The organism is Pseudomonas pseudonitroreducens, from assembly GCF_021603645.1.
Classification (GTDB): domain Bacteria; phylum Pseudomonadota; class Gammaproteobacteria; order Pseudomonadales; family Pseudomonadaceae; genus Pseudomonas; species Pseudomonas pseudonitroreducens.
Map to the genome: position 1 here is coordinate 143,115 of NZ_BQHJ01000016.1, position 13,927 is coordinate 157,041.

Annotated in this window: 10 protein-coding genes; 1 reads left to right on the plus strand and 9 read right to left on the minus strand. The window is 67.2% G+C overall.

Annotation, left to right across the window (positions count from 1 at the left end; all coding sequences use genetic code 11):
- Nucleotides 1–21 precede the first annotated feature (21 nt).
- From L6D89_RS29980 to L6D89_RS30020, 9 genes are all read right to left on the minus strand, one after another.
- Nucleotides 22–1,632 carry a 5-guanidino-2-oxopentanoate decarboxylase gene (locus L6D89_RS29980; RefSeq protein WP_236202061.1) on the minus strand — a complete coding sequence of 537 codons (1,611 nt, stop codon included), beginning with the start codon at nucleotides 1,630–1,632 and terminating at the stop codon, nucleotides 22–24.
- Nucleotides 1,633–1,744: 112 nt separating this feature from the next.
- The gene (locus tag L6D89_RS29985) at nucleotides 1,745–3,832 is read right to left on the minus strand and encodes an acetate--CoA ligase family protein (RefSeq protein ID WP_236202062.1); all 2,088 of its coding nucleotides are present in this window, start codon (nucleotides 3,830–3,832) and stop codon (nucleotides 1,745–1,747) included.
- Nucleotides 3,833–3,897: 65 nt separating this feature from the next.
- Nucleotides 3,898–5,058, minus strand: coding sequence for an acyl-CoA dehydrogenase family protein (locus L6D89_RS29990; protein ID WP_138523355.1), 1,161 nt, complete (start codon nucleotides 5,056–5,058; stop codon nucleotides 3,898–3,900).
- Nucleotides 5,059–5,075: 17 nt separating this feature from the next.
- Complete coding sequence (locus L6D89_RS29995; protein WP_236202063.1) at nucleotides 5,076–5,864, minus strand: enoyl-CoA hydratase/isomerase family protein; 789 nt, start codon at nucleotides 5,862–5,864, stop codon at nucleotides 5,076–5,078.
- 393 nt (nucleotides 5,865–6,257) lie between these two features.
- Nucleotides 6,258–7,685, minus strand: a complete 1,428-nt coding sequence (locus L6D89_RS30000) for an amino acid permease (RefSeq protein WP_236202064.1) — start codon at nucleotides 7,683–7,685, stop codon at nucleotides 6,258–6,260.
- Nucleotides 7,686–8,012: 327 nt separating this feature from the next.
- The gene (locus L6D89_RS30005; protein WP_236202065.1) at nucleotides 8,013–10,256 is read right to left on the minus strand and encodes an ATP-binding protein; all 2,244 of its coding nucleotides are present in this window, start codon (nucleotides 10,254–10,256) and stop codon (nucleotides 8,013–8,015) included.
- Complete coding sequence (locus tag L6D89_RS30010) at nucleotides 10,253–11,014, minus strand: substrate-binding periplasmic protein (protein ID WP_236202079.1); 762 nt, start codon at nucleotides 11,012–11,014, stop codon at nucleotides 10,253–10,255. The genes L6D89_RS30005 and L6D89_RS30010 overlap by 4 nt, the downstream gene beginning before the upstream one ends.
- Nucleotides 11,015–11,110: 96 nt before the next feature.
- Nucleotides 11,111–11,857: a response regulator gene (locus tag L6D89_RS30015; RefSeq protein ID WP_236202080.1), complete on the minus strand. Its 747-nt coding sequence runs from the start codon at nucleotides 11,855–11,857 to the stop codon at nucleotides 11,111–11,113.
- A gap of 110 nt (nucleotides 11,858–11,967) precedes the next feature.
- Nucleotides 11,968–12,615 carry a TetR family transcriptional regulator C-terminal domain-containing protein gene (locus L6D89_RS30020; protein WP_236173625.1) on the minus strand — a complete coding sequence of 216 codons (648 nt, stop codon included), beginning with the start codon at nucleotides 12,613–12,615 and terminating at the stop codon, nucleotides 11,968–11,970.
- A 200-nt stretch (nucleotides 12,616–12,815) separates the two neighbouring features.
- Here L6D89_RS30020 and L6D89_RS30025 point away from each other — a divergent pair, with 200 nt between their 5' ends.
- Nucleotides 12,816–13,919: a polyamine ABC transporter substrate-binding protein gene (locus L6D89_RS30025; RefSeq protein ID WP_236202066.1), complete on the plus strand. Its 1,104-nt coding sequence runs from the start codon at nucleotides 12,816–12,818 to the stop codon at nucleotides 13,917–13,919.
- Nucleotides 13,920–13,927 lie beyond the last annotated feature (8 nt).

Below are 13,927 nucleotides of genomic sequence, written 5' to 3' on the forward strand. Positions count from 1 at the left end.
CCCCGGCAGGTGCAACAGGTCCTACTGGGCGCAGGCGTGTTTCAGCTCGATCAGCGTCACGCCCGGGTGGGCGAAGCCTTCGCGCAGGTCGCGCTCCAGTTCGTCCAGGCTCTGCGGTTGGCGCATCTCGCAGCCATAGGCGCGGCCGAGCAGGGCGAAGTCCGGGTTGCGCGGCAGGACGCCGATGGGCTCGATGTCCAGGCCGATCATGTCGTCGCGGATCTGCCCCAGCGCATCGTTGTTCCACAGCAGCACCACCAGCGGGCTGTCCAGTTCCTCGGTGGCGGTCGCCAGTTCCTGCGCGGTGTAGAGGAAGCCGCCGTCGCCCACCAGCACCAGGCCGGGACGCTCCGGCGCGCCGAACTTGGCGCCGATGCCAGCGGGCACGCCGTAGCCGAGGGTGCCGTAGCCGGTGGGGTGCAGCCAGCCGCGCGGCGCCTTGCTCGGATACAGGTAGTTGGCGGTGTAGGCCAGCTGAGTCATGTCGCTGGCGATGAAGGCGTTGTCCGGCAGGACCTTGGCGATGCGCTGCAGAATCGACTTGTGGATCAGTTGCAGCGGCGCGTGGCCGCCGTCGATCTGCGCGCGCAGTTCGGCGATCCGCGACTGTGCTTTTGCCGCGTCACGGGCTGCGTTCGGCAGCGCGGCGAGCAGGGCTTCGGCGGTAGCTTTCGAATCGCCCAGCAGCGCCACGGCGCTCGGGTAGAAGTCGTTGAACTTGCGCGAGTCGACGTCGACGCGAATCACCTCGCCAGTGACCGGCAGACGGTCGCGCCAGAAGTCGGTGTCGGCCATTTCGGTGCCGATGGCGAGGACCACGTCGGCCTCGGCAATCATGTCCCAACCAGCCTGGGTGCACAGGGTGGCGCCGGCGGAGAGCGGCGCTTCCGGTGCCAGCAGGCCCTTGCCGGCGACGCTGGTGAACAGCGGTGCGGCCAGGCGCTCGCTCAGCGCAGCCAGGGCATCGGCGGCATGCAGCGCGCCGCCGCCAGCAATGATCATCGGGCGCTGGGCGGCCTGGAGTTTATCCACAGCCTGCCGGAGCGCATCGGCGCTGGGCTGGCCACGGCCGGCGCGGCGCACGACTTCGTGGGTCCAGTCGCGCGCGACGGGGTTGGCGAGCACGTCCAGCGGCACCGAGATGTGTACCGGGCGCGGGCGCTCGCTGTCGAACACGGCGAAGGCGCGGGCGATCAGCTCGGGCAGGTCCTCGGCGCTCAGGGCAACGGCGGAGAACGCGGTGATCGGCGCGGTCATGGCGCGCTGGTCCTGGGTCTCGTGCAGGCAGCCCCAGCCCTTGCCCAGGCTGGCGGTGTGGTTGACGCTGGAAATCACCAGCAGCGGGATCGAATCGGCGTAGGCCTGGCCGATGGCGGTGGCGGCGTTGGTCACCCCCGGCCCGGTGATGATGAAGGCCACGCCCGGCTTGCCGCTGACGCGCGCGTAGCCGTCGGCCATGAAGCCGGCGCCCTGCTCGTGGCGCGTCAGCACATGGCGGATGCCGCTGCCGGGCAGGCCACGGTAAAGCTCCAGGGTGTGTACACCGGGAATGCCGAACACGGTGTCGACGCCATAGTTGGCCAGCAGGCGCACGAGGGCCTGGCCGCCGGTGAGGGTTTTGTTCTCTTGCATGAGGTGTCTCCCCAAGACTAATGCGTGGCCTTGTAGGAGCGAGCTTGCTCGCGAACAAATCCCAGAGCTGGGCTGTTCGCGAGCAAGCTCGCTCCTGCAGGGTGCGGAGTGTTCATTCGGCGACGCGGATCAGCGCATCCACCGCCACGGCGCCTTCGGCGTCCGCCAGCAGTGGGTTCACGTCCAGTTCCAGCAGGTTGTCCACGTGCTCGCAGGCGTAGTCGGCCACCGCACGGATGGCTTCCACCAGCGCCTCCAGGTTTACCGCCGCGCGGCCACGGAAGCCGGTGAGCAGCGGCGCGCTGCGCAGGCTCAGCAGGGCATCGCGGATCGCCGCGTCGGTGGTCGGCAGCAGCAGGCTGCGGCTGTCCTTGAGCAGCTCGACGAGGATGCCGCCGGCGCCCAGCACCAGCGCCAGGCCGAAGCCGTTCTCGCGCTTGATGCCAACGATCAGCTCGGCCAGCGGCGGGTTGGCCATGCGCTCCAGCAGCACCTGGTCGAACGGCACCGTGGGCGCGTGGCGGGCGATGTTCTCGCGCATGTCGAACAACGCAGCTTCCAATGCCGCCTCGTTGCGCAGGTTGAGCGCCACGCCGCCGGCCTCGGTCTTGTGCGGCAGCTGCGCGCTGACCACTTTCAACGCCAGCGGGAAGCCAACATCGGTGGCCGCTTCGCGGGCCTGGGTCGGCGTGCTCAAGGCGGCGCGCGGCAGCGGCAGGCCGAAGGGTTTCAGCGCCTGTTTGGAATGCCACTCGTCGAGCAAGCGGCCGTGGCCGTCGATGGCCTGCGGGCAGAGTGGCACCAGCGCGGCTTCGCCACGGGCCAGCAACGCTTCGCGGCGCTGGCGGTAATGGGCGATGCGCCCCCAGGCGGCGAGGCCGTCTTCCACGCCCTGCAGCGCGGCGACGCCATGGGAATGCAGCAGTTCGCGAGCATGTTTGGGCAGCAGTTCCGGCAGCGCGGAGGCGATGAAGCCGACCTTGCCGTGACGCTCCAGCGCCGCGCAGTACAGCTCCAGCAGCAGGTCGCACTGCGGGCGCTCGCCGGTTTCTTCGCCGGGGTAGTCGAGCACCAGCAGGGCGGCGTCGGCTTCGGTCTGCAGGGCGCTGTCGAGCATCCTGTCCAGCGCAGGACCGTCGCCCCAGATGGCGGTGGTGAAATCCAGCGGGTTGGCGATGTTGGCGTAGTCCGGCAGCACCTGGGCCAGTTCGACGCGCTGCGCGTCGACCAGCTTGGGCAGGCTCAGGCCGTTGCGCTCGGCGTAGTCGGCGATCAGCCCGGCGTCGCCGCCGGAGCAGGCCAGCGCGGCGAGGCTGGGGCCGGCCGGCAGGTTGCCGCAGGCGGCGGCTTTCAGGGTTTCGATGAAGCTCACCGGGCCGCTCACGCGGATCACCCCGAGGCGGTCGAACAGCGCGTCGTACAGTGCATCGGAGCCGGCCAGGGAGCTGGTATGGCTGAGTGCGAGCTCGGCGCCGATCTCGGAAACGCCGGTCTTCAGGGCGATCACCGGGATGCCTTTCTGCAGCGCCTTGAAGGCGGCGCGGGCGAAGCCGGGAACATTCTTCAGGCCTTCCAGGTGCAGGCCGATGGCGGTCACGCGCGGCTCGTCGAGCAGCACGTCCATGAGTTCGGCCACGCCCAGCTGCGCCTGGTTGCCCACCGAGGCCATGTAGGCGATGGGCAGCGAGCGGTCGCTCATGGACAGGTTGTAGGCGAAGTTGCCGCTCTGGGTGAGCACCGCCACGCCCTTCTCGACCATGTGCCCGCCGTGGGCCACCGGCCACAGCGCGGAGCCGTGCAGGTAGTCGAGCAGGCCGTAGCAGTTGGGGCCGAGCAGGGCCATGTCGCCGGCGCTGGCGAGCAGCCGGCGCTGCAGCGCTTCGCCCTCGGCGCCGGTCTCGGCGAAGCCGGAGGCGTAGCAGATGGCGCCGCCGGCATCCTTGGCGGCCAGCTCGGCCACGGCCTGCAGGGTCAGGTCGCGGTTGGTGGCGACGAATACTGCGTCCGGCCCTTCGGGCAGCTCGGCGACGCTGCGCACGCAGGGCACGCCTTCGAGCTCGTCGTATTGCGGGTTGACCAGCCACATCGCACCCGGGAAGCCGCCTTCGGCGCAGCGCTTGAGCGCGCGCGCCATGCTGCGGCCGCCGATGAAGGCGACGTGACGGGGAGCCAACAGGCGCTGGAGGTTTTCTCTTTTCATGTCTTGTCTCGGCAATGTCGATCCCTCACCCCAACCCTCTCCCAGAGGGAGAGGGAGCGAAGGATTCAGCGCAACAACGGACGCAGCAGTTCGCGGGAAATGATGTGGCGCTGGATTTCCGAAGTGCCTTCCCAGATGCGCTCGATGCGCGCGTTGCGCCAGATGCGCTCCACCGGACCTTCGTCCATCAGGCCCATGCCGCCGAAAATCTGCACGGTCTCGTCGGCGACCTTGCCCAGCACTTCGCTGGCGAACAGCTTGGCCATGCCGGCTTCGCCGTCGGTCATGCTGCCGCGATCCATCTTCCAGGCGGTGTGCAGGGTCATCAGCTCGGCGGCGCGGATCTGCGTGGCCATGTCGGCGAGCTTGAAGGAGATGCCCTGGTAGCTGCCGATGGCCTGACCGAACTGCTTGCGGTCGGCCGACCATTGCAGCGCCAGGTCCAGCGCGCGCTGGGCCTGGCCGACGCAGTTGGCGGCGACCATCACGCGGCCGGCGGTGAGCCAGGCGTTGGCCACTTCCCAGCCCTTGTCGACTTCGCCCAGCACCTGGGAGGCCGGCACGCGGCAGTCATCAAAGAAGATCTCGTAGGTGTGGTAGCCCTTGTTGCTGACGCATTTCGGGCCACGGCGCACGGTCATGCCGGCGGTGCCCTTGTCCACCAGGAAGGCGGTCACCGCGTTGCGCTTCTTGCCGTTGCGCTCGAAGGTGTCGGTCACGGCGAAGACGATGGCGAAGTCGGCATGCCCGGCGTGGCTGATGAAATGCTTGGAGCCGTTGATCACGAAGTCCTCGCCATCACGCACGGCGCGGGTCTTGATCGAGTTGGCGTCGGAGCCGGCGCCCGGTTCGGTGAGGGCGAAGCAGTCGATCTTCTCGCCCTGCACCACTGGCAGCAGGTAGTTCTGGATCTGCTCGCCCTTGCACGCCATGAGGATCTTCGACGGGCGCGCGACGAACACATGCAGGGCCCAGGAGACCTTGGACAGCTCGCGCTCGACCAGCGCCTGGGACAGGTAGTCGAGGCCGCCGCCGCCCACTTCCTCAGGCATGTTGAAGGCGTAGAAGCCAGCCGCCAGGGCCTTGCCACGAATCTTCGCGGCCAGCTCCGGGGACACCGCGTCGGCGCGGTCTACTTCCTCTTCGTAGGGCAGCAGCTCTTTCTCGACGAAAGCCTTGACCGCCTCGACGAGCATTTCCTGTTCTTGGGTCAGTTGGAAATCCATCACATCACCTGCAGCCGTCAGCGGCCTTTGAATTGGGGGGAGCGTTTCTCGGCCACGGCGCGCAGCGCCTCGGCGGCATCTTCACTGCGGCCGCAGAGCAGACCGGCGGCCTGTTCGGCTTCCAGCTGCTGGGCCAGGGTGCGGCTGGCGCCTTCGCGGATCAGGCGCTTGGTGTGGCCGAAGGCGTAGGTCGGGCCGGCCGCCAGACGCGCGGCGAATTCGCCGACCTGAGCCTGCAATTGATCGTCAGCGACCACTTCGCCGACCAGGCCGGCGCTCAGCCCGCGCTCGGCGTTCCAAAGCTCGTCGAGGAACAGCAGGCGCTTGGCCGCTTCGCTGCCGATCAGACGCGGCAGGTGCCAGCTGGCGCCAGCGTCCGGGCAGTAGGCCATGCCGGTGTAGCCGGCCTTGAAGCGCGCAGAGGCGCCGGCGATGCGGAAGTCGCAGCACAGGGTCAGGTCCATCCCGGCGCCGACGGCAGTGCCGTTGACGGCGGCGATGGTCGGCTTGTCCAGGCTGTGCAGGCGGCGCATCAGGGCGTGGGCGGTTTCGGTCCAGCCGTAGGTTTCCAGTTCGCCACGGGCTTCGGCCTCGGCCCATTCGGCGAGGTCGGCGCCGGCGCAGAAGCTGCGGCCTTCGCCGGTCAGCACGATGACGCGCACGGCCGCATCGGCCTCATAGGCGTCGAGCAGGGCCAGCAGGTTCTTGAGCGTGGGGACGTCGAGCGCGTTGCGCTGCTCGGGGCGGTTCAGGGTGATCCAGGCGATACCGTCCTGGACCCGGCTGAGTGGGGATGGCTGAGTCATGCTGCCCTCGTTCTTGTAGTCGTTTGCTGAGGCGGATGAAGCGTTGGAGCCAATACTAAACACTTGTTCAGCAAGCCGGCAATCCACCCGAATGGGTGGCTTGTAACGCCCCGCCGAACGGCGGGAAGGCCGCGCGACGCGGGGGCTGAGGGGTTTCCCCAGGGTTTGCCCCGAGGCTTTGTTACAACTTCGAACAAACGGCCCTGCGGGCCTTCGCGGACAGAGTCCGTTTCTACCTGACCGGCGAGCGTAGGAGCGGTCTCCGTCCGCGATTGGCCTCCGGCAGCTCCGGCCTTGGGCGGGTTCGCGAGCAAGAACTAGGCGTCCCCCTCGGTCCTACAAAGAGCCAAAGAAAAAGCCCCGCGAGGCGGGGCTTTTCCAATGCCGGAAGACTCAACCGATACTCGGCAGCGCTTCCTCGCTCAGCACCTGGCCGCGCTTGCGCTTGAGTAGGTAGTAGGCCAGGTAGCACGCGCCCATGAAGCCGAAACCCCAGTACAGCGACGGGCGCTGGGTCGGGTCCATGGCGAGGAACACGAACAGCGAGCAGCAGATCGCGATGCACGCCAGCGGGATCAGCGGGAACAGCGGCGCGGCGTACTTCAGGTCGGCCACGGTGCCGCCCTTGGCCATGTGCTCGCGGCGGAAGCGGTACTGGGCGTAGGCGATGACGATCCAGGTGACGGTGCCGGCCATTCCGCTCACCGCCATCAGCACCATGAACAGGGTGTCGGCGGCGACCACGCTGGTGAGCAGCGACAGCAGGGCGAAGCCCAGGCTGATCAGCAGCGCGTAGAGCGGCACGCCGCGGGCGCTGAGCTTGGACAGCTTGCGTGGCGCCATGCCGGTCTTGGACATGGCCCAGAGGATGCGCGTGGAGGCGTAGAGGCCGGAGTTACCCACCGAGAGGATCGCGGTGAGAATCACGAAGTTCATCAGGTCGGCGGCGTAGGGAATGCCGACCATGTCGAACACCTGCACGAAGGGGCTTTCCATCAGCCCGGCCTGCTTCCACGGCACGATGCAGGACAGCACGGCAATCGCCAGCACGTAGAAGATCAGCACGCGGAACACCACGTTGCGCACGGCGCGCGGGATGCTCTTTTCCGGCTGGTCGGTCTCGCCGGCGGCGACGCCCATGATCTCGCAGCCCTGGAAGGCGTAGACCACCGTCATCATCACCGCGAACACGGCGGACAGGCCGTTGGGGAACAGGCCGTCGCCGACCAGGTTGGACAGCCCCGGCGCGGCCTCGCCGCTGTTCAACGGGATGGCGCCGAAGATCACCAGCAGGCCGACCACGATGAAGCCGAGGATGGCCGCGACCTTGATTCCGGAGAACCAGTATTCCGCCTCGCCGAAGGCACGGGTGGCCAGGGCGTTGAGGGAGAACAGCACGACCACGAAGAAGCCCGACCACAGCCAGATCGGCACTTCGGGGAACCAGCGGGTCATCAGCATGCCGGCGGCGGTGAATTCCAGGCCAACGGTGGAGGCCCAGCTCATCCAGTACACCCAGCCGATCATGAACCCGGTGGCCGGGCCGATGAAGCGTGTGGCGTGGGCCTGGAAGGAGCCGGAGACGGGCATCTGCACCGACAGCTCGCCCAGGCAGACCATCACCAGGTACATCAGCAGGCCGGCGACCAGGTAGGCGAGGATGGCGCCCATCGGGCCGCCGGAACTGATGGTGACCCCTGAGCCCATGAACAGGCCGGTGCCGATCACGCCGCCGAGGGACAGCATGAAGATATGGCGGCTCTTGAGCGCGCGGGTGAGCTGGATCTTCTCGCCGCTCGTGGCGTGATGGGACTCAGACATGGCGCACCTCCGGGAAACGGCGGGCGCGACGGAGCAGAACTCTACGTTGGATCATTATTGTTATCTCCAATCAATCAGAGGCCGTGGCTCGGGCACGGATGCCAGCGGATTATTGGAAGGCGATGTAAGACCCCGTTGTTTCCTCGGATCGAAGTTGTAGAAAGATGTAAGGATTTTGTGCAGGCCTTGTGGGACGAGGCTTTCAGCGCATTGGCACTTGTAGGAGCGAGCTTGCTCGCGAACGGATTTCCCCGATGAATCCAGAGCTGGGCGGATTCGCGAGCAAGCTCGCTCCTACAAAGTGAGGATCGGCCTGCTATGCCAGAGCTACACCTGAACGCTCTTCAGGAGTTCAGCGGCAACCGTCCTCTCTCGCTCCAGTCGTGCCACCCAATCGTCGGATAACGAACCCGCCAACGCCGCCTCCTCCAGCTCACCCAGGCAATCCCCCAACCCGCGCAAGCCCATGGACCGGCAACTCCCCGCCAGCCGATGCGCTATGCTCGCGGCCTCGATGGCATCATCCTGACGCAACGCCTCCAGCAGCAGCGGCCACTGCTCGTCCAGCAGCTTCCACAGGCTGGCGAGCAGTTCGTCCAGCTTGTGCTCACCCAGCAGGCGGCGATGGGTATCCAGAACCTGGCGATCCAGCGGGCCGTTATCCACAGCCTCCGGTAGCAGTTCCCAGGCCACGCCGGACAGCGCACGGCGCAGGTCATCCAGGCGCAGCGGCTTGCCCAGCACGCCCTGCATGCCGGCCTCGAAATAGCGCCGGACCATCCCCGGCTGCACACTGGCGGTGAAGGCATGGATCGGCGTGGTCGCATTGAGCCCGCCGGCCTGCGCGCGGATCGCCCGGCATAGGTCGAGGCCGTTCATGCCCGGCAGGTGCATATCCAGCAGGATCAGATCGAAGCGCCGCGCGGCGGTCAGCGCCAACGCCGGCGCCGCGTCCTCGGCGAGTTGCACGCGGTGGCCGTCACGCTCGATCAGCGCCTGGGCAACCTCGCGGTTGAGGGCGACGTCTTCCACCACCAGCACGTCCAGTGCTGGTGCCTGTTCGACGGCCAGGGTGGAGCGCGGCACCACGCCCGGCGCCAGCACCATCTCGAACCAGAAGGTGCTGCCCTCGCCTTCCAGGCTTTCCACGCCGATCTCGCCGCCCATGGCCTGCACCAGCCGCTTGCTGATCGCCAGCCCCAGCCCGGTGCCGCCGTAGCGCCGCGCCACCTCGTCGCTGGCCTGGGTGAAGCGCTGGAAGATCTTTTCCTGCTGCTCGGCGGAGATGCCGATGCCATCGTCGGTCACGCTGAAGCGCAGGCGCTGTCCCGCATCGCTGCTTTCAAGCACAACGACTTCCAGCAACACCTCACCCTCTTCGGTGAACTTCACGGCATTCGCCAGCAGGTTGCTCAGCACCTGGCGCAGGAACTGCTCGGCGCCCCGGCAACCGTCCTGCACCTGGGGTTCGATACGCAAACGCAGACAGGTGCCGTTGTCCTCGGCGCGCGGCTCCAGCAGGGTCACCACGTCGTCGAGCAGGCGGCGCAGGGAGAAGTCCACCGGCTCCGGCTGGCTGGCGCCGTCCTCCAGCTTGGCGAAGTGCAGCACCTCGTTGAGGATTGCCAGCAGGCCTTCACCGGCTGTGGATAACGCTTCAAGCCGGCGCCGGTCCTGCTCGCCCAGGGGCGCGGCGCGCAGCAGTTCGGCCATGCCGAGAATGCCGTTGAGCGGTGTGCGAATCTCGTGGCTCATGGTGGCGAGGAAGCGGCTCTTGGCACGGTTGGCGGCCTCGGCCTCTTCCTTGGCACGGCGCAGGCTGGCCGTGCGCCGCTCGACCCGCCGCTGCAACTCGTCGCGCTTGCTCTGCAAGGCTTCGCGGTCAGCCTCGCGGCGGCGCAGTTCGGCACGCAGCGCGCGGCGCAAACCATCGAGGGCATCGGCCACGGTGTCGATTTCGTCTTCTTCTCCCGAGCGCTTCTTGTCCAGCGCCAGCTCGGTGCCGAGGTCGCCGCCGGTGAGCCCGCGCACGAAGTCGGCCATGGCGCGCAGATGGCGTGTGACCAGGCTGTGGAACAGCCAGCTCAGCGCCACCGCCAGGCCACAGAGGAACACGCCCATCCACAACAGGCTGGCGAGACCGCCATGGAGCAGGCGCAGGTAGACGGCGCCCAGGTCGACGCTGACTTCCAGCTCGCCGAGGTCGCGGCGCTCGCCGTCCGGCGGCTGGAAGGCCAGGGCGTAGCGCTCGGTACGGAACGGCCCGCGCGTGTCGTCGGCGTCCTGCACCAGGTTGAAGTCGGCACTGCGCAGGCGCACCTGGGCGATGTCGGGGAAGTCGGCGAGGCCGTGCAACTGCACGTTGAGCTGTTCCTGGTTGAGATCCCACAGGCTGCGCTCGAAGCTGGCGAGGTAGCCGATGCGGATCAGCTCCAGGCGCGTATCGATGTCGCGCATCTCGCGGCGGTACTCGAAGTACAGCTGCACCGCGCTGGCCAGCACGGTGAAACACAGGCTGAACAGCAGCACCCGCAGCAGCAGGCGACGGGCCAAGCCGCCGGGCAGCCTCATCGCGGCACCCCGTCGCCGGCCAGCATGGCGCGGTAGTCGCGCTCGCTCTGCTCCAGCCAGCGGGCGACACTGCCGTCATCCACGCGCTTCTTCAGCAGCACATCGATCTCGTCCATCCGTATGGCAAGCGGCGAATGGCGGGAGACGGCGATGCGCAGGTAATCCACGGTCAACGGCCGAGGCAAAGCAACAATGTCTTCTCCGCCGGCCAACTGCTCGACGAACAGGGTGCCGGTGCGCCGCTCGTGGGCGATGAAGTCGATGCGCTGGCGGATCAGCTTGCCGAAGTTCTGTCGGCTGTCGGAGACCCATTCGACGTTACCGTGCTCGGCGACGAAGCGGTCGAACTCGGGCCCGTAGCTCTCGCCGAAGAGCAACCCGCCACGGTAGCTCGCCAGGTCGCCCAGGCGATCGAAACGCACCGGTTTGCGGCGGTTGTAGAAGATCGCCACTTCCTCGCGCAGCACCGGCACGCGGGAGAACAGCAGGCCGTCGTCACGCTGCGGGGTCTGGTAGGCGAGCACCACGTCGACACGGCCCTCGGCGGCGTCCAGCAGGCAGCGCTTCCAGTTGCCCAGCACCACGGTCTTCACCTCGTAGCCCAGTTCGCCGAGGACGCTGCGCACAGTCTGCGGGGCCAGGCCGCGAACTTCGTGGCCGTCGCTCCAGGAGATCGGCGGGTAGACGGGGTAGTCGCAGTAGCGGATGGACTGGGCGGCGCGGGCGGTGGTGCAGAAGAACAGGACCAACAGGGACAGGAGGAGTCGAAACAGGGGCTTCCCTCGCCCTGGCTGCGCGCCCCGCTCCGAAGGGAGAGGGGACTGTCCTGCGCCCTCCGCAATCACCGTGCTGACTCAGGTGTCGGCAGGCGTGGCAGTGAACAGGTAGCCGGCGCCGTGGATGGTGATGATCAGCTCGGGCTCGGCCGGATCGTCGCGCAGCTTGCGGCGCAGGCGGCCGACCAGCACGTCGATGGAGCGGTCGTTGGGCAGCCATTCGCGGTTGCGGATCTGGTCCATCAGCTGGTCGCGGCTCAGGGTGTGGCCGGTGTTGCGCAGGAACACACCGAGCAGCTGGAATTCGCCGTGGGTCAGCGGGGTTTCGCTGCCATCGCGGTCGATCAGGCGGCGGCGGTCCGGGTCCAGCGTCCACTGGGCGAAGCGCTTGTGCTGCTGGCGCGCGCCCGCAGCGCAGCTGGTGGCAGGTTGCCGGGCGTGGCGCACGCGGCGGATCAGGTTCTTCGCGCGGGACACCAGCTCACGCGGGTTGAGCGGCTTGATCACGTAGTCGTCGGCGCCGCATTCCAGGCCGACGATGCGGTCGATGTCGTCGTTGCGCCCGGTGATCAGGATGATGCCGACCTCCGAGCGCACGCGCAGCTCGCGGGTCAGGGTCAAGCCATCCTTGCCGGGCAGGCGGATGTCGAGCATCACCAGGTCGATGGGCTGTTCGGCCTGCTCGGCTTCGGCCAGGCTGGCCTCGGCCTGTTCGGCGGTGCCGGCGCAAAGCACGTCATAGCCTTCCTCGCCGAGGTAGGCCTGGAGCAGCTCGCGAATCACCGGATCGTCGTCGACGATCAGTACACGGGAAGTCATCGCAATACCCTGCTGAAGCCACCGCTCGTGACGGGGCCATTCTTGTTATGCGTGGAGGTAGAGCTGTAGGAACCGTCCTGCAGATGGCGGCAGGTTACCGCCCGCTGAACAATCGATCAACAGGCTCCCGACGCCCGACAGAAGCGCTGCCGGCCACCGTGCTGGAGGCCATCCACCCAGGCTTCGCAGATCTGCACGCCCTGCTCCGGGGTGAAGGTGTTGGGGTTCAGGCCGGACTCCAGCCACAGGCCGTCGAGCAACGCGCTGAGGGCGATGGCGGCCAGCTCCGCATCGAAGTCGGACCATTCCTGCTCCCGCGCCAGCTCGCCCAGCGCCTGCGCCAGCAAGGAGCGGTACTCACCGTAGGAATGGTCGTGGGCCTTGTTGATTTCCTCGGCCGTCTTCACCGCGCCCCAGAACGCCAGCCAGGCATCCAGCAGCTGCGGGTCGAGCAGTTCGGCGCAGAAGGACGCGCGGAAAAACGCCGACAACCTTGCGCGGGCATCCGGCGCCGCCTCGGCAATGGCCTCGCGCAGCAACTGCATGACCCGCCCGGTGACGGTCAGGTAGGCCTCGGCCACCAGCTCGTCCTTGCCCGAATAGTGGTGGTTGATCAGCCCCACCGAGACGCCGGCCTCGGCGCAGATCTTGCGTATGGATGCTCCCTGGAAGCCATGGCGCTTCAGGCACGCGAGGGTGGCCTCGATCAGCAGCGCCTTGCGCTGTTCCGGCTCCAGTCGGGTAAAGCGGACTTCCTCGTTCATGCCTGGCTCCTAGGGTTTCAGATGGTCAATCTGAACGATTGTTCGACAAGACGCCAGCGTCAGGCTCTGTTGCGACTCGCGTCGAAACGCCAACGCCCCTTACCTACCCGTTCGGGGAATGGCCGGGGAACCGGCCCTGGTCGACAGTGGCTGCATCCGCGATATCTCCAATCCATAACAAAATCAAAGGTGGGACTGACATGCAGAAAACGCTCGCAGCAGTACTCAGCGCGGCGCTGGCGACCTTGCCGGCACTGGGTCACGGGGAGGAAGCCGGCGGTGCGAAGACGCTGCGGCTGTACAACTGGACCGACTATATCGGCGAGCACACCATCGCCGACTTCGAGAAGGAAACCGGGATCAAGGTGGTCTACGACACCTTCGATTCCTACGAGACCGTGCAGGGCAAACTGCTGCCCGGCCGCTCGGGCTACGACCTGGTGGTGCTCAACGCCGCCCTGGTGCCGCCGCTGCTGAAAGCGGGCGTGTTCCAGCCGCTGGACAAGTCCAAGCTGCCCAGCTGGAACAACCTCGATGCGGACGTGCTCAAGCACCTGGACCACTATGATCCGGGCGTGAAGTACTCGGCGCCGTACACCTGGGGCAGCAACGGCATCACCTACAACATCGACAAGATCAAGCAGCGCATGCCCGACGCACCGATCGGCTCGCTGGCGATGCTGTTCGATCCGAAGATCGTGTCGAAATTCGCCGATTGCGGGGTGACCATCATCGATTCCCCCACCGACGTGATCCCGCTGGCCCTGGCCTACCTCAAGCGCGACCCCAACAGCGCGCTGTCCGAGGACCTGAAGGCCGCCCAGGACCTGCTGCAATCGATCCGCCCGTATATCCGCAAGTTCGACTCCACCAGCTACCTCAACGGCCTGGCCAACGGCGACCAGTGCATGGCGATGACCTGGTCCGGCGACTACGCCACCGCCCAGGCCCGCGCCGACGAAGCCGGCGCCAAGGTCAAGCTGGGCTACTTCGTGCCCAAGGAAGGTTCGCTGATCTGGTTCGACGACTTCTACATCCCGGCCGACGCGCCACACGTGGAAAACGCCCACAAGTTCATCGAGTACATGCTGCAGCCGAAGGTTGCCGCGGGCGTCGCCGACTACATCCGCTACGCCTCCAGCAACGCCGCCGCCACCCCGCTGCTGGCCGCCGAAGTGCGCAATGACCCGGCGATCTACCCCGACGCCGAGACCCGCGCCCGCCTGTTCACCCAGAAAGTGCAGAACCCCAAGGCCACCCGCCTGATCACCCGTACCTGGAACGCGGTGAAGACCGGGACCTGATGGATCGC

What these genes read in the sequence shown, in the direction of transcription:
- L6D89_RS30005 (WP_236202065.1), bottom strand. Translation starts at nt 10,256, where the DNA reads ATGAGGCTGCCCGGCGGCTTGGCCCGTCGCCTGCTGCTGCGGGTGCTG.
- L6D89_RS30000 (WP_236202064.1), bottom strand. Translation starts at nt 7,685, where the DNA reads ATGTCTGAGTCCCATCACGCCACGAGCGGCGAGAAGATCCAGCTCACC.
- L6D89_RS30025 (WP_236202066.1), top strand. Translation starts at nt 12,816, where the DNA reads ATGCAGAAAACGCTCGCAGCAGTACTCAGCGCGGCGCTGGCGACCTTG.
- L6D89_RS29990 (WP_138523355.1), bottom strand. Translation starts at nt 5,058, where the DNA reads ATGGATTTCCAACTGACCCAAGAACAGGAAATGCTCGTCGAGGCGGTC.
- L6D89_RS29980 (WP_236202061.1), bottom strand. Translation starts at nt 1,632, where the DNA reads ATGCAAGAGAACAAAACCCTCACCGGCGGCCAGGCCCTCGTGCGCCTG.
- L6D89_RS29985 (WP_236202062.1), bottom strand. Translation starts at nt 3,832, where the DNA reads ATGAAAAGAGAAAACCTCCAGCGCCTGTTGGCTCCCCGTCACGTCGCC.
- L6D89_RS29995 (WP_236202063.1), bottom strand. Translation starts at nt 5,864, where the DNA reads ATGACTCAGCCATCCCCACTCAGCCGGGTCCAGGACGGTATCGCCTGG.
- L6D89_RS30020 (WP_236173625.1), bottom strand. Translation starts at nt 12,615, where the DNA reads ATGAACGAGGAAGTCCGCTTTACCCGACTGGAGCCGGAACAGCGCAAG.